The sequence below is a fragment of the Actinocorallia longicatena genome (assembly GCF_039534125.1).
Classification (GTDB): domain Bacteria; phylum Actinomycetota; class Actinomycetes; order Streptosporangiales; family Streptosporangiaceae; genus Actinocorallia; species Actinocorallia longicatena.
Genome location: NZ_BAAAUV010000055.1, coordinates 1 through 19749, shown reverse-complemented (window position 1 = coordinate 19749; position 19749 = coordinate 1). Strand labels below are relative to the sequence as shown.

The following is a 19749-nucleotide window of genomic DNA, read 5'->3' as shown; positions in this document are numbered from 1 at the left end:
GGAGTCGACCTGGTTGGGTCGGCGACCGACGACAACCTCGCGAGGTGCGTGCCTGGACGCCGCGCAGTAGGGCAGTTGACTTTGAAACAGACCCTAGGCGTCGAAGACGACCGGCAGCGCGGCCTGGCCGCGGGTGAACACGCCCTTCTCGGCGGGGGTGTGGCCGTCGGCCAGGCGGAGGTTGGGGAGGGCGTCGAGGAGCTGGTTGACGCCCACCTCGATCTCGGACTTGGCCAGCAGGGCGCCGACGCAGAAGTGCCGGCCGAGGGCGAAGGCCATGTGGTCGGCCGCCGCCGAGAAGGCGTTCTTGGCGTTGAGGTCGTCGCGGAAGATGTCGAAGGCGTCGGGGTTCTTGTAGCGGCGCTCGTCGCGGTTGGCCGCGCCGATGAGCGCGGTCAGGGTGCTGCCCGCCGGGACCGTTCCGCCGCCGATCTCGACGTCCTCGGCCGGCTGGCGCATGATCATGTGGACGGGCGGGGCGAAGCGCAGGGTCTCGGCGAAGGCCTGCGGGATGAGGGTGCGGTCGTCCCGGACGGCCTGGAGCTGCTCGGGGTGCTGGAGCAGCAGCGCGAACAGGCTGCCGATGGCCTTGTCGGTGGTCTCGCCGCCGGCGGCCAGCAGGAGGCTGCAGAACGCCTTGACGTCCTCGTCGCTCATGGTCTCGCCGTCGATCTCGGCGGTGACCAGGGTCGACAGGAGGTCGTCGCCGGGGTTCTCGCGCCGGGCCCGGACGATCGGGATCATGTACTCGGCGAACTCCTCCTTGGTCCGCAGGCCGGACGCGGTGACGTCCGGGTCCTGGCTGAGATTGCCGAGGAAGGCGATGATCGAGGTGTACCACTTCTGGAACCGCGCGTGGTCGGCCTTGTCGAGGCCGAGCATGTCGACGATCACGCCGATCGGGAACCGGGTGGCGAATTCCTCGACCAGATCAGCGGTTCCCCGTCCCCGGAAACCGTCGATAAGTTCGCGTGCGTTGCTCTCGATGACCGGAAGGAACTTCTGCTCGAGTTCACTCCCGCGGAATGCCGGTGCGACCAGTGCCCGTCGCACGGAGTGCTCCCGGCCGCTGAGCTGGAGAATGGTCTTGCCGTGGACCGGCTCCAGCTGCCAGTCGTAGTTGGCGGTGGTGAAGACCTGGTCCTTGAAGACGCGCTCCACGTCCTCGTAGCGGGACACGATGTAGGACTGCATCCCCTCGTGCCACAGGAGGGGTGCCTCCTCCCGCAGGACCGCGTAGGCCCCGTAGGGATCCGCCGCGAATTCGGCGGAAAGGATGTCCGGTGTGCCCGTGCTCATGAAGCTCCCTCGGCTGGCGAATAATTCACGCTAATCACCATAAAAGGGAAAGACCGGCGGAGTAAAGATCACTCCACCGGTCTCTCGAGCAGAAGGTCTAGCTAAGTTGTCTCAATCGTAGGCCGACCCCCTTGAAGTGGAGGAATAACGTTGCGTTCACTACCACATTCAATCGATACCTACCCCCTCAGTAACGAAGCAGGAGCGACTAGTTAGAAATGTACGCGCCCCGACCGGTCACATCGCCCTTGAAGCGGACAAAAAGGGGTAGAGCAGTCTTTACGCGACTCTCGTCTCTCGGTAGACGAGCCGGAAACGCAGCACCGCGTGCAGCTCGGGCATCGCGACCAGCGACCGGAAGCGACCGACGGACTGCTCGCCGATCTGGCCGAGGAGCATCCCGAGATCCGCGCTCTCCTCGCAGAAGACCGACAGGACCAGCCGCGGCCTGCTGTGCGAGCCCGTCAGCCGGATCCGCACGTCCCGGACGCCCGGAAGCCTGATGATCTCCTGGGCCAGCTCGGCGGTGGCCGCCTTGGTCATCATCCGGCGCGAGCCGCCCATCAGCACGAACCGGCGCAGCGCCGCCCCCCGCCCCTGGGTCAGCAGCCAGGCGAGGCCGCCGATCGTCACCGCGGTCAGGACGGCGATCACCACGGGCCAGAACCACGCGCTGGACTCCCCCGGATCCCCGGTCACGACCGTGTCGTCGCCGCGCGCGAACCCGAACCAGACGACCAGCCCGCCCGCCGCGCACAGCGCGAGCCCGGCCAGCGCGAGCGCCACCCGCCTGCCCATCAGCGCCGCCAGCTCAGCCGGACGGCCACGGTGCGGCGCCGCACGGGATGGAGCTCCCCGAGCCTGGCCTCGACGGCCGTGCGCAGGATGTCGGCGAGATTGCCGGGATTGCTCAGCTCCGTCCGGGCCGTGACGGTCACCTGGCGGCCGATCCGGACCGAGGCCTCCTCGACCCCGGAGACGGCCAGGGCCGCGTCGAGGACCGTCCGGCGCAGTCCCGCTTTGGTCAGCGCCGCGCTCACATAGAGGCCGTCGGCCGCCAGCGGCTCCATCCCGGCCCGGCCCGGCAGCAGCGCGTGCAGCAGGAGCAGCAGCCCGACGGCGAGCATCGACCAGCCCGCCGCCTGGACGCCCGGAGCGTGCCAGGCGACCCGGTGCAGCTCCGCCAGAGCGGGATCCACCCAGGCGCGGGGCAGGACGTTCCCGCCGCCCCTGCGCGCGACGATCTCCATCGAGGCCAGCCCGCCGGCGACCGTCATGACCCCCGCCACGACGAGGGCGGCGGTCGCCCGCCCGGCCCGGAACTCCCGCTCCGAGGCCCGTCTGGCGGCCCGGTGTTTCGCGGCGTCGCCCAGAAGCTCGGCCGCCAGAGTGGTCTCCCCCATGAGGAGATCGTAACGCTCTGTCACGACCGGGCCACCATGCGAGCACCGCTCACCTGAAGACGACGGTCTTTTCGCCGTTGAGCAGGACCCGGTGCTCGGCGTGCCACCTGACGGCCTTGGCGAGCGCGAGGCACTCCATGTCGCGGCCGACCCTGCGCAGGTCGTCGGGGGTCTGGGAGTGGTCGACCCTGGCCACCTCCTGCTCGATGATCGGCCCCTCGTCGAGGTCGGGCGTCACGTAGTGGGCGGTCGCCCCGATCAGCTTGACACCCCGCGCGTGGGCCTGGTGGTAGGGGCGAGCGCCCTTGAAGGACGGCAGGAACGAGTGGTGGATGTTGATCACCTTGCCCTGGAGCTTGGCGCACAGGTCGTCGGTGAGGATCTGCATGTACCGGGCGAGGATCACGAGGTCGGCCTGGTAGTGCTGGACCAGCGTGACGATCTCCGCCTCCTGGGCCGGCTTGCCCAGCGACTGCGGCAGGTGGTGGTAGTCGATCCCGTAGGACTGGGTGAGGGGCCGCATGTCGGGGTGGTTGGAGGCCACCGCGACCACGTCGATGTCGAGCAGCCCCGACCTGACCCGGAACAGCAGGTCGTTGAGGCAGTGCCCCTCCCTGCTGACCAGGATCATGACCTTCATCCGGGTGGCGGAGTCGGTCAGCGCCCAGTCGAAGGCGAACTCCCGGGCGAGCGCCGCCATCTCGGGACGGACCACGTGGTCACTGCCGTCGAACTGGACCCGGAGGAAGAACCGCCCGGTGGCCGGGTCGCCGTACTGCTGGCTCTCCAGGATGTTGCAGTCACCGGCGGCGAGCAGGCCCGACACGGCCGCCACGATGCCGGGACGGTCTGGGCAGGACAGCGTCAGTACGAAGCTCAACGTCACACCTTGATCTTGTGATCCGGGATCTTGTGATCCGGCCCGGGCCCTCCAGCGCCAGGGGAACGATTTTAGAGCCGGTGGCGCGTGCTCGCCCTCACAGTTATCCCAGCCCTCCCGAGGGAATCCATTTATAATTCAGATTCTGTTCACCTTTTGTTAACCCTGGAGGCTCTGTGCTCACCGTGGCGATCGTGTTCGCCCTGGTGACCGGGGCCAACGATGGCGGGGCGCTGCTGACGAACGGCCTGAAGCTCGCCGTTCCCCGGGTGTGGGTGCTGCTCACGACCCTGACCGTGTGCGTCGTGGCGGTTCCGGCGTTCCTGACGACGGCCGTCGCCTCGACCTTCACCGACCGGCTCGTCTCCTTCGCCTCGCCCGTCCCGGTGGCGGTGGGCGTCTGCTCGGCGCTCGCCGTCGTGCTGGTGCTGACCAGGGCCGGACGGCCGACCTCGCTGACGCTCGCTACCGTCGGCGGGCTGACCGGGGCCGGAATCGGGGCGGGGCTGCCCGTCTCCTACGGCTGGGTCGGGTACGTGCTGGCCGTGGGGCTGGCGGCGCCGCTGGCCGGCGGGCTGCTGGCGGCTCCGGTCGTCCGGATGCTGAACCTGGACGGGCTGCGCGGCGCGCACGTCCTCGGCTTCCTCGGGCAGTGCCTGGCCTACGCGGCCAACGACGGGCAGAAGATGCTCGCCGTCTTCCTCATCACCGCGGGATCGCACCTCTGGGTGACACCGCTCATCGGGCTGCTGTTCGCGATCGGCGCGCTGTACGGGCTGCCGCGGACCGGGGCGCTGCTCGGCGGGCGTCTGCTGGCGGTGCGGCCGGTCCACGCGGTCGCGGCCGAGGTCTCCTCGGCCGGGGCCGTGCTCGGCAGCGCCGCGCTGGGGGCGCCGGTGTCGATGACCCAGTCCATGGCGGGCGGCCTGATCGGCGCGGGCGGCGCCGGGCGGGTCCGCTGGGAGGCCGCCTCGCGGCTCGTGCTGGCCTGGATGCTCACCCTGCCCGGAGCCGTCGCGCTCGCCGCGGTACTCACCTGGAGCGTCACATGAGCTGGAGTGTCACATGAGACTGAAACGCTACTTCGGCCTGATGACCGGCCGGATGGACCACGTGCTGGAGGACGGCCTCGTCGGGCAGTTGCAGGCCACCCGGGAGGGCGCCCGGCTCGCGGAGGCGATGACGTCGGGGCTGGTCGGACGGACCGAGGCCCACCGGCGGATGCGGGCCATCGAGCACCGCGGCGACCGTCAGCGGGAGGTCGTGGTCGACCGGCTGTCGTCGGCGCTGGTCACGCCGATCGACCGCGAGGACCTGTTCCGGCTGTCGCGCTCCCTCGACGACGTCCTCGACACGCTGCGGGACTTCGTCCGCGAGTCGCATCTCTACCGGGTCCCCGGGCGCAAGAACCTCACGCCCATGCTCGAAGAGGTCCTGACCGGGGTCGACGCGCTGGAGAAGGCCGTTCACGAGCTGATGTCGAACCCGTCGGAGGCCGCGATGAGCGCCCTGGACGCCCGCAAGGCCGGGGGCGCGATCCGGCGGCTGTACCAGTACGAGATCGCCCGGGTCCTCACCGGTGAGATGACCACGGACATGATGAAGGAACGTGAGCTCGTCCGGCGGCTGGAGCTGGCCGGGTCGCACATCTGCGACGCCGCCGACGCGATCGCCGACGGATCGATGAAGCGCTGGCACTGATCGTTTCGCGGCAGGGCACACTGGGGGCGTGGAGATGGTCCATCGGGCCGCCGCGCCCGTCCTGCGGCCGTACGTTTCCTGGTACCACGGGTACCGGGAGGTCGGCGGGGTGCCCGGGCTGCACCGCGGGCTGCCGTCCCCGGTGCTGACGCTGATCTTCACGTTCACGGAGCCGCTGACCGTCGCGGAGCACTCCGACGGCTCGGCGGGGCGGAAGTACGAGGCGCTGGCCGCCGGGCTGCACACGACACCGACGCTGATAGCGCACGAGGGCACCCAGTGCGGGGTGCAGATCGGGGTGCGCCCGCTGGGCGCGGCGGCGCTGTTCGGGATGCCCGCGGGCGAGCTGGCCGGGCTCTGCGTGGACGCCGCGGACGTGCTGCCGGGGGCCGTGGAGGTGCAGGAGCGGATGGCCGCCGCGGTCACGTGGGAGGAGCGTTTCCTAGCGGTGGACGAGGGGCTGGCCGGGGCGCTGCGCCCGGCGCGGGACGCGCCCGGGATCGCTCCGGAGGTCGCGTGGGCCTGGCGGCTCCTGGCCCGGTCGGGCGGCAAGGTGCCGGTGGCCGAGCTGGCCCGCAGGACCGGCTGGAGCGAACGCTATCTGCGGACCAGGTTCACCGAGGCCACCGGCCTCACCCCGAAGGCCGCCGCCCGCGTCTTCCGCTTCACCCGCGCCCGCCGTCTCGTCGAGGCCCGCACCACCGACCTGGCGGGCATCGCCGCCGCCTGCGGTTACTTCGACCAGGCCCACCTGGCCCGCGAGTTCAACGCCGTCACCGGCCTCCCCCCGACCCGCTGGCTCGCCGAAGAGCTCCCGAACATCGAGGCCAAGCCCCCGTCGGGCTGATACCGGTCCTCGGCCGACGCGCGGCCCGGGCTTCCGAAACGTCCAAGCCACGGCCCGGCGCAGGGGAGAGGATCGAGGCATGAGCGAAATGACACCGGCGCCGCAGGTGTGGCCCACGCTGCGGGCGGATGACGCCTACGGCCTGATCAGATTTCTCGTCGACGCGTTCGGGTTCGAGGAGACCGTCGTCCATGGGGACGGGACGACGGTGAACCACGCCGAGCTGGCCTGGCCCGAGGGCGGCGGGGTGATGCTCGGCTCCGTCCGCGACGTGCCGGACGACCCCTGGCCGCTCCGCCCGGGAGGCTCGGGCTCCTACGTGGTCACCGACCACGTGGACGACGTGCACGCCCGGGCCGTGAAGGGCGGCGCCGTGATCGTCCGCCCGCCGTTCGACACCGACTACGGCTCCCGGGACTTCACCGCCCGCGACCCCGAGGGCAACCTCTGGTCCTTCGGCACCTACCGAGGCGAACCGCGCAGAACCTGACCCCCGTCCGGGGGCACGCCCTTCCGGTGGCCACCACCGGAGGGGCCTCCGGATCGAGGCATCCCAGATCGGCGTGAGCCTCTCGTCCGGCTCGTCACAGATCGAGCGCGCCGACTTTGACCTCCGCGACCAGCGCGCGCCAGCAGCTCCGGCCCACGGCGAGATGGCCGCCTTCGGGCCGCTTCGAGTCCTGCACCAGCACCGGCCGCACCCCGAGACTCACCTCGACGCAGTTGCCGCCGTCGTTGGCGCTGTAGCTGCTGACACGCCAGCCGACCTCGACACATTCGCCTTCAGGATTGCTGTAGCTGCTCTTCCTCCAGCCGACCTCGACGCAGTTGCTGCCATCGGGCTGGCTGTAGGTGCTTTTGCGCCACTGGATGATCACTGGAGCCTCTCCATCGTGCGAAAGATCAGATCGCGAGACAGTCGATCGGGCAACGCCTTGTCTCGAATTCGGTCGAACAATATCTGAAGCCGCTCAACCTCGATCGGGTCCTCGAGAAGCCTTCCACCGAAGTGCGCCTCCACCCAGCCGACCACCTTCAGGTCGGGAAGCGTATGCAGCGTAATGTCGCCGATAAGGCCGACGTAGACACCGGCAGACTCCGGGACTATGAGGATGGTGAGATCCTCTCGCTCCGACATGGCGATCAGGTGCGCGAGCTGTTCACGCATGATGCCCGGCTCGCCTCCACACGGACGTCTGATCGCGGACTCGTCGATGATCGTCCAACAGCGAGGGGCTCCAGCCTCGTCAAGCCGCTTCTGCCTCGCGAGCCGTTGACGCACCACGGTCTCGATGTTCTTGAACTGGCCACCGGCCGCACGCATGTACGCCTCCGTCTGAAGCAGCCCCGGCATGTGCGACGCCGAATAAGCCCTGATGCAGGTGGCGATCGCCTCATTTGCGAAGAACTCCTCGTGCCAGGAGTACACATGCTCACGGGTCGCGTGATGCCTTGCCGACTCGCAGAGACGCCCGGTAGCGAAGAACTTGTCGTACTCCTGCATCGTCGCCCGATCCGGTCGGTTACGACCCCCTTCCCAGGCTTGGACGGCCGGCCTCGTCACGTATAGCTCCTTAGCCAACTGATCCTGCGTCAGGCCGCGTGACTCGCGCAGGGCGCGCAGCGTATAGGCCAGTTGAGACCACAGGTCGGTCGCGGGGTCGATCGGCTCTGAGCTGGGCATTTGATGTCCTCTGGATCGCTACGTCGGGGAGTAGCACGGAAACGCATTCCCACGGTAACTCTGCGGCACCACAGTTAAGGGAGTTATCCACAACGCACTGTATTCAATTGAAAGGTCGGCGGATGGAACGGGAGAGGGAGTCTGTTTCCGCGATGTTCGGGGCGGTGCCCGAGGCCGCGGGAATGGCTCGGGACGTCCTGCGAGAGGCCCTGGAGAAGTGGGAGGTCCGCAAAGGCGCGGACGACGCGGCGCTCGTCCTGACCGAGCTCGTCACCAACGCGATCCGCCACGGCACCACCATCAGCGTGCGCGTGGTGCGCGAGCGCGACGACGCCCTCCGCCTGGAAGTCGCCGACGGAAGCCGCGACCTCCCCCGCCCCCGCACCGCCTCCACCGAGGACGAGGACGGCCGCGGCATGCTGATCGTCACGGCCCTCGCCCTCGACTGGGGCGTCCGCCCCTTCCTCGGCGGAAAAACCGTCTTCGCACTGCTGAAGGTCGGCTGAACCGTCCTGCAGGTGAAAGTCACTCGAAGGGCGATCAGCCCGATCGTCGATGGGTCAGGATGAGAGCGTGCGGACTCAGGAGCAGAACCTGCTGCAGGGCGACTTCGGCGAGGCCTGGGTCGAGGCCGTCGCTGCGGGCTGCGGCATTCTGCATGGCCGACCCACCACGCTCGACCTGCAGAAAGCCGACATCCTGCTGACCCGCCTCGGGGTCGTTCACGACACCCGCAACCCGTCGGTGCTGGTTCAGGTCAAGACAACGGTCGATCTGCGTCAGCTCGCGAATGGCGACTACTCCTACGACCTCGATGTGGAAACCTACGAGGTGCTGCGCAGGGCGGACCACTCCACACGCCGGATCCTGGTGGTGATCGGCCTGCGCGCGGACGAGGAGCACATCCGTCTGACCGGGGACGGAACGCTGCTGGTCGGCCATGGCTCCTGGCTTTCGCTCGAGGGGTCGGCCGCATCGTCCAACGTGAAGAGCCAGGCCGTGACCTTGCCCGCCTCCAACACGCTGGACGGACCCGGACTGGAACGGATGCTGGGGACCTACGGGGTGCGAAGGAGCACTCCGGTGCCCGAATTCGATGTCTGGGGGCTATTGTGAGCAGGTCGGACGCTGAACGCGAGAGGCACGCCGTGTCACCCCCCGGACTGGCCGAGCTCACCGCGTATCTCAGCAACGCGGGCTGGACGCTCGATGACCAGGACGACCGCACCGTCTCGTGGCGTCCAGGCGCGATCGGTGGTCCGGACATCCAGGTCGTCCTTCCGGTGCGTGACGGCGTCCTGGACATGCCCGATCGGATGACCGAAGCGCTGCGGGCCATCGCCTATGCGGAACACCGGCTCGTCCGCGAGGTTCTCGACGACATCGCGGTGGGCGGCGCTGACACCGTCGCCGTGAGGCTGACGCCTGATCTGCCACCAGGCGAGGCCCCGCTCGGCATGGCGCAGATCGCTGTCACCGCGCTTCGCGAATGGGTCGTCGCTTCCGCGTCCGCCCTGGACGCGCGATCTCTCGTCCTCCCCTCGCGACGCTCACAGCGCGCCGAGGCTTTCGCGGACAACGCCAGGTTCGCCGCGCAACCGGGAAGCTTCGTCCTGGCGCTTTCTCTTCCCCTGACCGATGGCTTCCCCGAAGCGCAGTCCCGAGGAGAACTGGCGGGGCAGCAGGCGCTCCTCGACGCTCCAGCCGAACCCTACGGCCGACGCGTCACCGGCAGGATGCTCACCGCGGTACGGCAGGCCCAGCAGCTCGCCACGGCCGTCGGTGAAGGAGCGCGGCCGCTGTCGGCTTTCGGCCGCCAGGAAGTCGCGAACGCCACCGAGCTCGCGGCCCTGAGCATGCTCGGCGGCTCGGATCACGACATCTACCAGATCCGCTTCGCCTTCTCCCCGCGCGCCGGGACGGCCATGCCTCCCGAGAGCCTGAAGATCACGCCGGCCCAGCAGCGCATCCTCGCCGAGGCAGCCGAGTTCCTGAGGACGCGGCAGCCGCGCCCCGGCGTCACCGTCTCCGGCCTCGTGGTCCGGCTGTTCCGCCAGACCAACCACGGACCCGGCGAGATCGTCGTCCACGGAATCGACGACGACACCGACGTCTTCCGCAAGGTCAGGGTCGAGCTCGCCGCCGAGGACTACGCACGCGCCCTCCGCGCCCACGGACGAGGGGAACAGGTCCGGGCCTCCGGCGACCTCGACATCCGGGGAACCCGCCGTTACCTGCGGAACCTCACGACCTTCTCCGTCCTGGAATCCCTCGACGACGAGTGAGCTCCGCAGGCCCTGGGCGGGTTTCCGTCAGGGGCCGGTGGTGAGGTGGGCGTGCATCATCTCGACCCAGGTGGTGATGAGGACGTCGTCGGGGACGGAGATGGGGTCGGTGTCGAGGAGGACCCGGAGGAGGCGGGAGGTGAGGAGGGCGCCGAGGCCCACGGCGGCCGTGGCGTCGGCCTTCTCCGCGGGCACGGCGGCGGTGTCGCGGAGCCAGGCGGCGAAGCCCTCCAGGGTCGCGCCGATCAGCTGCTGGACGGCGCCTTCCACCAGCTCCGGGCGGGCTCTGGCCTCGGAGGCGACGATGCGGAGCAGCTCGGTCTCGCTGTCCAGCTCGGCCAGGGCGTAGCGGGCGGTCAGGGTGAGTTCGGTGCGGAGGTCGCCGACGCCCGCGAAGACCGAGCGGATGTCGCGGAGGGCGGCGACGCGGTCGAGGTGGCGTTCGATGCCGGCCGCGAGCACCGCCTCCTTCGTGCGGAAGTGGTGGTAGAGGCCGCCCGCGCCGGGGGTCAGGCCCGCCGCCTTCTCGATCTGGGCGACGCTCGTGCCCTTGTAGCCGTTGCGGCCGAACAGCTCCATCGCCGAATCGATGATGCGGTCACGGGTTGACGTCGTCATGTTCCTAAGTAAACACTGAGGAGACCAAAGACGCTACTTCCTGGGGGTCTGAAATGGCTGAGCGGGACGAGGGCAAGATCAAGGGTGGCCGGATGGCGCGCACGGCGCCGCTGGTCGGGCTGGCGGGCAGGACGGCGGGCGAGGCGGTGGTCGCCTCCCTGCGCAGGCGGGTGCGCGGCCCCGCCTCCGAGGCCGACACGGCGGCCTTCCACGAGAGGGCGGCGGAACGGTACGCCGAGCAGCTCGGACGCTCCAAGGGCGTCCTCATGAAGGCCGGCCAGATCATGTCCTTCGTGGGCGTCTCGGTCGAGGGCGAGTACCAGCCGATCTACCAGCGGGCCCTGGAACGCCTCCAGGACGACGCCCCGCCCATGCCGCCGGAGATGGCCGCCGCCATGGTCGAGGAGGAGCTCGGCGCGCCGCCGTCGGAGATCTTCGCCTCCTTCGACCCCGAACCGGTCGCCGCGGCCTCCATCGGGCAGGTCCACCGCGCCACCACCCACGACGGCCGCACGGTGGCCGTCAAGATCCAGTACCCGGGCGTGGAGAAGGCGATCCGCGCCGACCTCGCCAACACCGAACTCCTCGCCACGTTCTTCCAGATGGGCCGCGGCCTGGTCCCGGGCGGTTTCACCCGCATGGACGTCCGTGCCGTCGCCCGCGAGGTCGCCGAGCGGATCGGCGAGGAGATCGACTACCTGGCCGAGGCCCGCAACCAGCAGGAGTTCCGCGACGCCTACGCAGGCCACCCCTTCATCCGCATCCCCGAGGTGTTCCCCGAGCTGTCGTCGCGGCGGGTGCTGACGATGGAGTTCGTCGAGGGGATGCGGTACCGCGCGGCGCTGGCCGTCGACGACCAGGACCTGAAGAACCGCTGGGGCGAGGCCATGTTCCGGTTCACGATCGGCAGCATCCGCCGGATGCACCTGTTCCACGCCGATCCCCACCCCGGCAACTACCTGTTCCACGCCGACGGGACGGTCACCTTCCTCGACTTCGGCTCCGTCAAGCGCTTCCCCGCCGAGACCGTCGCCTTCATGGTCGGCCTCGCCGAGGGGGCCGTCGCCGGTGACGCCGACGCCCTCATGGACCTGCACTTCGCGCGGGGCGTCCTCGACCCGGCCGACGCGCCTCCGCCCGGCCAGGTGCTCGGCTGGTGGACCGAGACGCTCTCCGCCTGGACCCGTCCCCAGCCCTACACCTACACACCCGAGAGCACGAACGCCGCGACGGCCGTCGAGTTCGGCGTCAACGGCCCCTACGGCGAGTACCTCCGCAAGTGGCGGATGGACCCGGGCATGACGATGCTGACGCGCATCCAGCTCGGCATGTCGGCCGTCCTCAGCGCCTTCTACGCCACCGCCGACTGGGAGCTGATCCGGTGGGAGTGGGACCGGTCGGGGCCGCCCGCGACGCCGATGGGCGAGCTCGACCAGGAGTTCTGGGGAGGCGTCCGTGTCTGAGTCCGTCCGCTACGACGAGCCCTCCGGGAGCTGGCTCGTCTCCGGCCACGAGCAGGCGTCGGCGGTGCTGCGCGGCGGCGGCTGGAGCAGCGACCCGCGCCTGATCCGCGGCGCACCGCCCGAGGTGAAGGAGCTTCCGCCGGGCAACCTGCTGTTCTCCGACCCGCCCGACCACACCCGGATCCGGCGGCTGCTGAGCCCCGCGTTCACGCCGCGGTCGATCGAGGCGCTCCGCCCGCGCGTGGTCGACATCGTCGAGGCGGTGCTGAAGGGCCTCGACGACTCGATCGACCTGCTGGACGAGGTCGCCTACCTGATCCCGGTGGCCGTCATCGCCGAGCTCCTCGACGTCGGCAGCGACGGCGCCGAGCTGCTCCTCGACCTCACTCCCGCGCTGGTCAGGCAGCTCGAGTTCGGCGCCACCGCCGACGACATGGTCGGCGCGACGGCCGCGGCCACCGACCTCACCATGTTCCTCACCCCCTACATCGCCGAGCGGCGCAACCGTCCGGGAGCGGACTTCATCAGCGCGATGCTGGCCGTCCCCGACGGGCTGAGCGACTCCGAGGTCGCCACGACCTGCGTCCTGCTGCTGGCCGCCGGGCACGAGACGACCGCCAACCTCATCGCCAACTCCGCGCTCGCGCTCCTCCTGGACCCGTCGCAGATCCCCCACCTCCTCGCCGACCCGGCGCGGGCCGTCGAGGAACTGCTGCGGGTCGAGGGCCCCATCAAGACCGCCGCCAGGACCGCGCTCACCGACCATCGCCTCGACGGCGAGCTGATCCCCGCGGGCGACACCGTCCAGGTGCTGCTCCAGGAGGCCGGCCGCGGCCAGGGCCCGCTCGACCTGTCCCGCGCCCCGCTCCCCCACCTGGCCTTCGGCAGCGGCATCCACTACTGCCTCGGCCAGGCCCTCGCCCGGATGGAGGCCGTCGAGGCCCTCCCCCGCCTGTTCACCGCCTTCCCCGCCCTGCGCCTCGAATCCCACCGATGGCGCTCCTCCACCACCTTCCACGCCCTCGACGAACTGCGCGTCTCGGGCCTGCACGGCTGACCTGAGACCCATCTCACTTCGCGGCGAGTTTGGCCGATCACGGGTGGGTTAGGTTCGTCGGCATGCGACGACTCGCGCTGTTCGTGACGGTCTGCTGCCTGGCCCTGGCGGGATGCCAGGGCACCGACGAGCCCGAACGCAAGCCGGGGAAGACGGCGAAGCCGCCGGTGGCGACGGGGACGCACCGGTACAAGCTCGATGTCGGGACGCCGGGGCACCGGGAGTACCTGCTCCGGGTCCCGGCGGGCCTCAAGGGGCCCGCGCCGCTGGTCGTGGCGCTGCACGGCGGGGCCAGCAACGCCGAGCGGTTCGAGAAGGAGAGCGGCTTCGACGGGGTCTCCGACGACGAGAAGATCGTGGTGGCCTACCCGGACGGTTTCATGCTGAGCTGGAACGCCGGAGGCTGCTGCGGGCCCGCGAAGGTCGGCAAGGTCGACGACGTGGGATTCGTCAACAAGATGATCGACAAGCTCGTCGGCCAGGGCGTGGCCGACCCGAAGAAGATCTTCGTGACGGGCTTCTCCAACGGTGGCGGCCTGGCCTACAAGATGGCCTGCGACGGGCCCGGGAAGGTCAGGGCGATCGGGGTCGTCTCGGCGGCACTGATCATGGACTGCGCCCCGTCGCGGCCGGTGTCGACGATGATCGTCCATGGGACGGCCGACCGGTCGGTGCCCTACAAGGGCGGCGGGCAGCGGGACTTCAACGACAAGCGGCCGTTCCCGCCGTTCAGCAAGGCCGTCGACTTCTGGCTCAAGGAGGACGAGCTGGGCGCCCTCGAACAGGACGGGAAGTGCCGCCAGAGCGAGGGATCCGTTACCGTTCGGGTGTGCACCCGCGCCGGAGGCACCCACGAATGGCCCGAGGGCATGGCCCGTGACCTGTGGAATTTCTTCAGCACAACATGATGTGAAGACTATTCATGTTTCGGGTTTCTGTGGCAGTGTGACGTCATGGACCTCAAGGCGCGCTACGACTCCGCGACCGCGGAGCTCGACCCCCCGTTCGCGATCGTCGACCTCGACGCCTTCCGGGCGAACGCCGCCGACCTCGTCCGCCGGGCAGGCGGCAAGCCGATCCGGGTCGCCAGCAAGTCCGTCCGGGTCCGCGCCCTGCTGGAGGAGGTCCTCGCCCTCGACGGCTTCGGCGGGATCATGGCCTTCACCCTGCCCGAGGCCCTCTGGCTGAGCTCCCTCGGCGTCAGCGACGACATCCTCGTCGCCTACCCGACCGTCGACCGGGGCGCCCTGAAGAGGCTGGCCGCCGACGAGAAGGCCGCCCGGACGATCACCGTGATGGTCGACTGCGCCGAGCACCTGGAGCTGCTGCCCGCCGAGGGTCACCCGATCCGGGTCTGCATCGACCTCGACGCCGCCTACCAGGTCCTCGGCGGCAAGTTCAAGATCGGGGCGCGCCGGTCGCCGATCGTCACCGCGGGGCAGGCCGCGGCCCTCGCCGAGGAGATCCTCAAGCGTCCCCACCTGCGGCTCGTCGGGCTGATGGCCTACGAGTCCCAGATCGCGGGCGTCGGCGACGCCCCGGCGGGACAGCCCCTGAGGGGCCGCGCCATCCGGGCGATCCAGTCCCGGTCCCGGATCGAGCTGGCCCGGCGGCGCGGCGAGATCGTCGCGGCCGTGCGGGCGCTCACCGATCTGGAGTTCGTCAACGGCGGCGGCACCGGCTCGGTCGAATGGACGGTCGCGGAGAAGGCCGTCACCGAGGTCGCCGCCGGCTCCGGGCTGCTCCAGCCCCACCTGTTCGACCACTACCGCGCCTTCAAGGCCACCCCCGCCGCGCTCTTCGCGCTGCCGGTGGTCCGGCGGCCGGGCCCCGGGATCGCCACCTGCCTCGGCGGCGGCTACCTCGCCTCCGGTCCCGGCGACGCGATGCGCCTGCCCCAGCCCTACCTTCCCGCGGGGCTGAAATTCACCGGCCTCGAGGGCGCGGGCGAGGTCCAGTCACCGCTGGTCGGCCCCGGCGCCGGCGCCCTGGAGATCGGGGACCGGGTCTGGTTCCGGCACACCAAGGCCGGTGAGCTCTGCGAGCGCTTCGAGGCCGTACATTTGATCGAAGACGAACAGATCGTTCGCACTGTCCCCACCTACCGGGGCGAGGGGCAGACCTTCCTCTAGGCGGAGGTGCCGCATGGGTGAGTCCCGCACGCGTGCGGACGGCCCGGTGATCACGAGCGCTACGGAACCCGATGAGCTCTGACGATTTCCGGCCGGGTCCCGAATGCGACCGGGTCCCCCTGCACACCGACGGCCTCGACGTCTTCCTGTCGGGCCAGGTCTTCATGGACATGATCTTCACGGGACTGCCCGGGCTGCCGCCGCCCGGCGGTGAGATGATCACCGACGGCCTCGGCTCCGCGCCCGGCGGGGTCGCCAACATGGCGGTCGCCATGAGCAGGCTCGGCCTCCGGGTCGGGCTGGCCGCCGCGTTCGGCGACGACATGTTCGGCTCCTACCTGTGGCGGACCCTCTCCGAGCAGGAGGGGGTCGACCTGACCTGGTCGAGGCACGTCCCGGGCTGGTCGTCACCCGTCACGGTCTCCCTCGCCTACGACGCCGACCGCAGCATGGTCACCTACGTCAAACCCGGTCCCCCGGTCCTCCTCGACGCCCCGCCCCGCGCGCGGACCTGCGTCATCGACATCGCCCTGCCCGTCCCGGAGTGGGCGAGGAAGCTGCGCGCGGCGGGCGGGATCGTGGTCGCCGACCTCGGCTGGGACCCCACCGAGACCTGGTCGGCCGACGTCCTCGACCGGCTCAGGGACGTCGACGTCTTCCTGCCCAACGCCGTCGAGGCCATGGCCTACACCCGCACCGGATCGGCCGCCGAGGCCCTGGAGAAGCTGGCCGCCCTCGTGCCGACCGTGGTCGTGAAGTGCGGAGCGGCCGGGGCGCTCGGGGCGTCCGGGGAGCTGCGGGTCGCCGCGCCCGCCCTGCCCGTCCAGGCCCTCGACCCCACCGGGGCCGGTGACGTGTTCGCCGCCGCCTTCGTCTTCGGCACCCTCGCCGACTGGGGCCTCGAACAGCGGCTCCGCTTCGCCAACCTGTGCGCCGGGCTGTCGGTCCGGCACTACAGCGGCTCGCTCGGCGCCCCCTGCTGGGGCGAGATCGCCAACTTCGGCGAGTCCGCCGAGGTCCCCGCCGAGATCCTCGCCGGCTACGCCTTCGTCGTCCCCTACATCCCCGAGACCGAGCTGGAGAGCGGCCCCGACGCCGTGACCCGGGCCGAGCCGACCCTGCGTAGGCTGGTCCCGTGAAGATCACGATCGTGGGCGCGGGCAGCGGCTACATGCCGGGGATCATCCGGGGCGTCCTGCACCGGGCCGCCGATCTGCGCGGCGCCGAGCTCGCCTGCTACGACACCGACCAGCCGGCGCAGGCCCTCATGGCGCGCCTGGCCCGCGGGATGCTCAAGGACCTGTGCACCGTCACCGAGCACTCCTCTCTGAAGACCGCCCTCGACGGCGCCGACTTCGTCTTCACCACCTTCCGGCCCGGCGGCATGCGCGCCCGCCACCTCGACGAGGCCATCCCGCTCAGGCACGGCGTCGTCGGCCAGGAGACCGCGGGCCCCGGCGGCTTCCTCATGGCCTGCCGGTCCGTCCCGGTTCTGCTCGAGATCGCCGAACACGCCCCCGAGGACGCCTGGATCATCAACTACACCAACCCCACCAGCATCGTCACCGACGCCGTCCTCCAGCGCTTCCCCGGACGCCGCTTCATCGGCCTGTGCGACCAGCACGTCGGCGACACCGAGATGTGGGAGGACCTGCTCGGCCTCGACGGCCTCGAAGCCGACTGGATCGGGCTCAACCACTTCACCTGGGCGTCCAGGGTCCGGCACAAGGGAGTGGAACTCGACCTCCCGCCGCTGCTCGACGCCCTGTCCGCCCCCGGCGGCGGTGCGACGCCCTGGCGCGACCCGTCCCGGATGACCGAGCTCGGCAGGGCCCTCGGCTACCTGCCCAACTCCTACGCCAAGTACTACTTCTTCCACGACGAGGTCGTCGCCGAGCTCCGCGCCAAGGGCACCACCCGCGCCGAGGACATCCTCGCCACCCTGCCCGGCTTCCTCGCCCAGATCACCGAGGAGTCCCGCAAGGCCGACCCGGACCCCAGCCGCGAGCGCGGCGGCGGCGAGCACGGCGAGTTCGCCGTCGACACCATCTGCGCCATCGCGGGCGACGAGCACCGCAGGCTCATCCTCAACGTCCCCAACGCGGGCGGCGCCATCGCCTCACTGGCACCGGACGCCACCGTCGAGATCCCCTGCGACGTCGGCCGGGACGGCCCCCGGGCCCTGCCCGTGCCCGACATCCCGCTTCCCACCCGCGGCCTCACCCAGGCCGTCGCGGCCTACGAGCGCCTGGCCGGACGGGCGGCGACCACCGGCGACCGCAAGATCGCGCTCCAGGCGCTGATGGCCCACCCCTTCATCAGGAGCAAGCACACGGCCGGGGCGATCCTCGACGAGGGCCTGGCCGCCCACCGGGCCGACCTGCCCCGATTCTTCTAGTCCTGCGGGCCCCAGGCGAGCACGAGCTCCTTGGCGGTCCTGCGCTTCCTGCGGCGTGAGCCGATCATCAGCAGGACCGTCCCGCCGAGCAGGACCCCGCCGATGACCAGGGCGCGCTTGCGCTGCTCATCGGTCAGCGGCGACTCGCCGTCCTTGCCGGGGGCGATGATCGACCCGAGGGTCACGGCGACCTTGTTGATCTCCTCGCGCACCCGGTCACCGGTCCGGTGCACGACGTTGCTCGGGCTCACCCGGTCGTGCAGCGCGTCGATGGTCCGCGCCAGCTCCTCCCGGGTCCGCTCGATCTCCTGCTCGACCTCGTCCGGATCTCTGTCACCCATGGAGATCAGTCTTGCAGGTCGTGTCCCCCCGGCGCGCCAACCCCCCGGTACTTTGGAACCCCACACCGACACTCGAGAGGACACCCCGTGACCGACCGCCTGGAGCAGGGCGCGCCCGCCCCCGACTTCACCCTCCCCGACGCCGACGGCACCCCGGTCTCCCTCTCCGACTTCCGCGGCCACAAGGTCATCGTCTACTTCTACCCGGCCGCGATGACCCCGGGCTGCACCAAGGAGTCCGTCGACTTCGAGGCCTCGCTCCCCGACCTCGCCGAGGCCGGCGTCAAGGTCATCGGGATCAGCCCCGACAAGCCGGAGAAGCTGGCCAAGTTCCGCGACCGCGACAACCTGACCTTCCCGCTGCTCTCCGACCCGGAGAAGAAGGTCCTGGAGTCCTATGCCGCCTTCGGCGAGAAGATGCTCTACGGCAAGCGGATCATCGGTGTCATCCGCTCCACGTTCCTCATCGACGAGGAGGGCGCGGTCCTGAAGCCCTACTACAACGTGAAGGCCACCGGCCACGTCGCCCGTCTCCGCAAGGACCTCGGCCTGTGACCGGCCGCTGGTAGGGTCGGAGCCGTTGGGGCCGTAGCCCAACTGGCCAGAGGTGCACGGTTTAGGTCCGTGTGGTTGTGGGTTCGAATCCCACCGGCCCTACAAGGCGAACAGCACGATATGAGGGACAGCCGACCGGCTGTCCCTTTTGTCGTTTCACGGAAAGTAGCGTGTTCGTTACGTTACGGATTGGGGTCCCGGTATGTGAAAAGAACGGGGGGCTTGGGCGGGGGTGTGAGCGTATGTTGGGGGGACTGGCGGTGCGGGGAGGCATGAGGGCTCATGTTCGTCCGGAGATCGGTCAGGGATCTGCTACCGGGGGATCATGCTTGGCTGCCTTATGGCAGTGAGAGCGAGCAGGGGCACGTCATCGGGGACTGGGTCAGGCACGGGCTGTCGATCCGGGACAAGGTCATCTATGTGACCGATGCCGAGGCCTGGGAGCTCCCCGGAATGTTCGGGGAGGACCTGGGGCCCGCCGTCCGGGCGGGGCTGCTCACGTTGATCCCGGTGGGTGAGGCGTGCCTGACGGCAGGGATGTTCGATCCCGCCAAGATGGTCGAGACGCTGTCCGACGAGATCAAGAAGGCCGACGAGCAGGAGTTCCGCGGCATCCGCGTGACGCCCGACATGTCCTGGGCCTTCTCCGAGCCGTTCGGGGACGCCCGCCTGGACTCCTGCGAGCGCGAGTTCGCGGGGCACGTCTGCCCGTCGATCTCCGTGACGGCCATCTGCCAGACCGACGTCCGGAGATGCGATCCGGGCCAGCTCGACCTGCTCAAGCAGCACCACGAGGTGCGGGTGATCCCCAACCCCGACTTCGACGATCCGGTGCTGTCGATCACCCGGACCTACCAGCCGCTCGGGCTGCATCTGAAGGGCGAACTCGATGAGGCGCGGCAAGGGCGGTTCGAGGAGGTGGGCCGCCCCGGCGAAGTTGGAGGCTAGATCGCGTGGTTCTCGCTCGCCAGGCCGGTGCCGGCGGCTGGTCGATGGAACGTCTCCTCGTACTCGGCCGGGGGAACGTTCCCGCAGTAGGAATGTAGCCGCTCAGAATTGTACCAGGCGACCCATTCCATGGTGGCC

General features: G+C 70.1%; 23 protein-coding genes and 1 tRNA gene. 16 read left to right on the top strand and 8 right to left on the bottom strand.

Translation table 11 applies throughout. From position 1 onward, the window contains the following. Nucleotides 1-93: 93 nt before the first annotated feature. The 4 genes from ABD785_RS40455 to purU form a co-directional block, all read right to left on the bottom strand. The gene (locus ABD785_RS40455; protein WP_344840026.1) at nucleotides 94-1299 is read right to left on the bottom strand and encodes a cytochrome P450; all 1206 of its coding nucleotides are present in this window, start codon (nucleotides 1297-1299) and stop codon (nucleotides 94-96) included. 279 nt (nucleotides 1300-1578) lie between these two features. Then, nucleotides 1579-2097 (bottom strand): alkaline shock response membrane anchor protein AmaP, encoded by a 519-nt coding sequence (locus ABD785_RS40450; RefSeq protein WP_344840023.1) that lies wholly within the window; start codon nucleotides 2095-2097, stop codon nucleotides 1579-1581. Next, entirely contained in the window at nucleotides 2097-2702 is a 606-nt protein-coding gene (locus tag ABD785_RS40445) for a DUF6286 domain-containing protein (RefSeq protein WP_344840021.1), read from the bottom strand. The genes ABD785_RS40450 and ABD785_RS40445 overlap by 1 nt, the downstream gene beginning before the upstream one ends. Before the next feature lie 49 nt (nucleotides 2703-2751). Then, the gene (gene purU / locus ABD785_RS40440) at nucleotides 2752-3582 is read right to left on the bottom strand and encodes a formyltetrahydrofolate deformylase (RefSeq protein WP_425547883.1); all 831 of its coding nucleotides are present in this window, start codon (nucleotides 3580-3582) and stop codon (nucleotides 2752-2754) included. A gap of 176 nt (nucleotides 3583-3758) precedes the next feature. On the opposite strand from purU, the gene ABD785_RS40435 reads away from it, so the two are divergent. The 4 genes from ABD785_RS40435 to ABD785_RS40420 all read left to right on the top strand — a co-directional run bounded on the left by ABD785_RS40435 (nucleotide 3759) and on the right by ABD785_RS40420 (nucleotide 6620). Continuing rightward, a complete protein-coding gene (locus ABD785_RS40435; protein WP_344840016.1) occupies nucleotides 3759-4634 on the top strand; it encodes an inorganic phosphate transporter in 876 nt (291 codons plus the stop codon). Nucleotides 4635-4647: 13 nt separating this feature from the next. Beyond that, entirely contained in the window at nucleotides 4648-5283 is a 636-nt protein-coding gene (locus ABD785_RS40430) for a DUF47 domain-containing protein (RefSeq protein WP_344840014.1), read from the top strand. A gap of 34 nt (nucleotides 5284-5317) precedes the next feature. Then, nucleotides 5318-6130 carry a helix-turn-helix domain-containing protein gene (locus ABD785_RS40425; protein ID WP_344840029.1) on the top strand — a complete coding sequence of 271 codons (813 nt, stop codon included), beginning with the start codon at nucleotides 5318-5320 and terminating at the stop codon, nucleotides 6128-6130. Nucleotides 6131-6209: 79 nt separating this feature from the next. After that, nucleotides 6210-6620: a VOC family protein gene (locus ABD785_RS40420; RefSeq protein WP_344840011.1), complete on the top strand. Its 411-nt coding sequence runs from the start codon at nucleotides 6210-6212 to the stop codon at nucleotides 6618-6620. Nucleotides 6621-6714: 94 nt separating this feature from the next. Here the strand turns inward: ABD785_RS40420 and ABD785_RS40415 are convergent, their stop codons facing one another. Beyond that, nucleotides 6715-7008: a DUF397 domain-containing protein gene (locus tag ABD785_RS40415; protein WP_344840009.1), complete on the bottom strand. Its 294-nt coding sequence runs from the start codon at nucleotides 7006-7008 to the stop codon at nucleotides 6715-6717. Next, entirely contained in the window at nucleotides 7005-7814 is an 810-nt protein-coding gene (locus ABD785_RS40410) for a helix-turn-helix domain-containing protein (RefSeq protein ID WP_344840006.1), read from the bottom strand. Before ABD785_RS40410 ends, ABD785_RS40415 begins: the two co-directional genes overlap by 4 nt. Before the next feature lie 122 nt (nucleotides 7815-7936). Here ABD785_RS40410 and ABD785_RS40405 point away from each other — a divergent pair, with 122 nt between their 5' ends. From ABD785_RS40405 to ABD785_RS40395, 3 genes are all read left to right on the top strand, one after another. After that, nucleotides 7937-8320: an ATP-binding protein gene (locus ABD785_RS40405; RefSeq protein ID WP_344840004.1), complete on the top strand. Its 384-nt coding sequence runs from the start codon at nucleotides 7937-7939 to the stop codon at nucleotides 8318-8320. Between the two features lie 67 nt (nucleotides 8321-8387). After that, nucleotides 8388-8930 carry a DUF4365 domain-containing protein gene (locus ABD785_RS40400; protein ID WP_344840002.1) on the top strand — a complete coding sequence of 181 codons (543 nt, stop codon included), beginning with the start codon at nucleotides 8388-8390 and terminating at the stop codon, nucleotides 8928-8930. A gap of 32 nt (nucleotides 8931-8962) precedes the next feature. After that, entirely contained in the window at nucleotides 8963-10099 is a 1137-nt protein-coding gene (locus tag ABD785_RS40395; RefSeq protein ID WP_344839998.1) for a hypothetical protein, read from the top strand. A 27-nt stretch (nucleotides 10100-10126) separates the two neighbouring features. Here ABD785_RS40395 and ABD785_RS40390 read toward each other — a convergent pair whose 3' ends face one another. Continuing rightward, complete coding sequence (locus tag ABD785_RS40390) at nucleotides 10127-10717, bottom strand: TetR/AcrR family transcriptional regulator (RefSeq protein ID WP_344839996.1); 591 nt, start codon at nucleotides 10715-10717, stop codon at nucleotides 10127-10129. A gap of 53 nt (nucleotides 10718-10770) precedes the next feature. Between ABD785_RS40390 and ABD785_RS40385 the strand changes: the two genes are divergently transcribed. From ABD785_RS40385 to ABD785_RS40360, 6 genes are all read left to right on the top strand, one after another. Further along, nucleotides 10771-12180, top strand: coding sequence for an ABC1 kinase family protein (locus ABD785_RS40385; protein WP_344839993.1), 1410 nt, complete (start codon nucleotides 10771-10773; stop codon nucleotides 12178-12180). After that, entirely contained in the window at nucleotides 12173-13237 is a 1065-nt protein-coding gene (locus ABD785_RS40380) for a cytochrome P450 (protein WP_344839990.1), read from the top strand. The genes ABD785_RS40385 and ABD785_RS40380 overlap by 8 nt, the downstream gene beginning before the upstream one ends. Nucleotides 13238-13299: 62 nt before the next feature. Continuing rightward, the gene (locus tag ABD785_RS40375) at nucleotides 13300-14145 is read left to right on the top strand and encodes a CE1 family esterase (protein WP_344839988.1); all 846 of its coding nucleotides are present in this window, start codon (nucleotides 13300-13302) and stop codon (nucleotides 14143-14145) included. A gap of 45 nt (nucleotides 14146-14190) precedes the next feature. Continuing rightward, the gene (locus tag ABD785_RS40370; RefSeq protein ID WP_344839986.1) at nucleotides 14191-15369 is read left to right on the top strand and encodes an amino acid deaminase/aldolase; all 1179 of its coding nucleotides are present in this window, start codon (nucleotides 14191-14193) and stop codon (nucleotides 15367-15369) included. Nucleotides 15370-15440: 71 nt separating this feature from the next. Then, the gene (locus tag ABD785_RS40365; protein WP_344839984.1) at nucleotides 15441-16508 is read left to right on the top strand and encodes a PfkB family carbohydrate kinase; all 1068 of its coding nucleotides are present in this window, start codon (nucleotides 15441-15443) and stop codon (nucleotides 16506-16508) included. Next, a complete protein-coding gene (locus ABD785_RS40360; protein WP_344839982.1) occupies nucleotides 16505-17767 on the top strand; it encodes a family 4 glycosyl hydrolase in 1263 nt (420 codons plus the stop codon). The genes ABD785_RS40365 and ABD785_RS40360 overlap by 4 nt, the downstream gene beginning before the upstream one ends. Here ABD785_RS40360 and ABD785_RS40355 read toward each other — a convergent pair. Then, a complete protein-coding gene (locus ABD785_RS40355) occupies nucleotides 17764-18108 on the bottom strand; it encodes a DUF3618 domain-containing protein (protein ID WP_344839979.1) in 345 nt (114 codons plus the stop codon). The genes ABD785_RS40360 and ABD785_RS40355 overlap by 4 nt on opposite strands. Before the next feature lie 87 nt (nucleotides 18109-18195). Between ABD785_RS40355 and bcp the strand changes: the two genes are divergently transcribed. From bcp to ABD785_RS40340, 3 genes are all read left to right on the top strand, one after another. After that, nucleotides 18196-18663, top strand: coding sequence for a thioredoxin-dependent thiol peroxidase (gene bcp / locus ABD785_RS40350; protein ID WP_344839977.1), 468 nt, complete (start codon nucleotides 18196-18198; stop codon nucleotides 18661-18663). Nucleotides 18664-18690: 27 nt separating this feature from the next. Then, a tRNA-Leu gene (locus ABD785_RS40345) sits at nucleotides 18691-18765 on the top strand. Between the two features lie 180 nt (nucleotides 18766-18945). Next, nucleotides 18946-19611: an MEDS domain-containing protein gene (locus ABD785_RS40340; protein ID WP_344839974.1), complete on the top strand. Its 666-nt coding sequence runs from the start codon at nucleotides 18946-18948 to the stop codon at nucleotides 19609-19611. The last annotated feature ends 138 nt before the right edge of the window (nucleotides 19612-19749 follow it).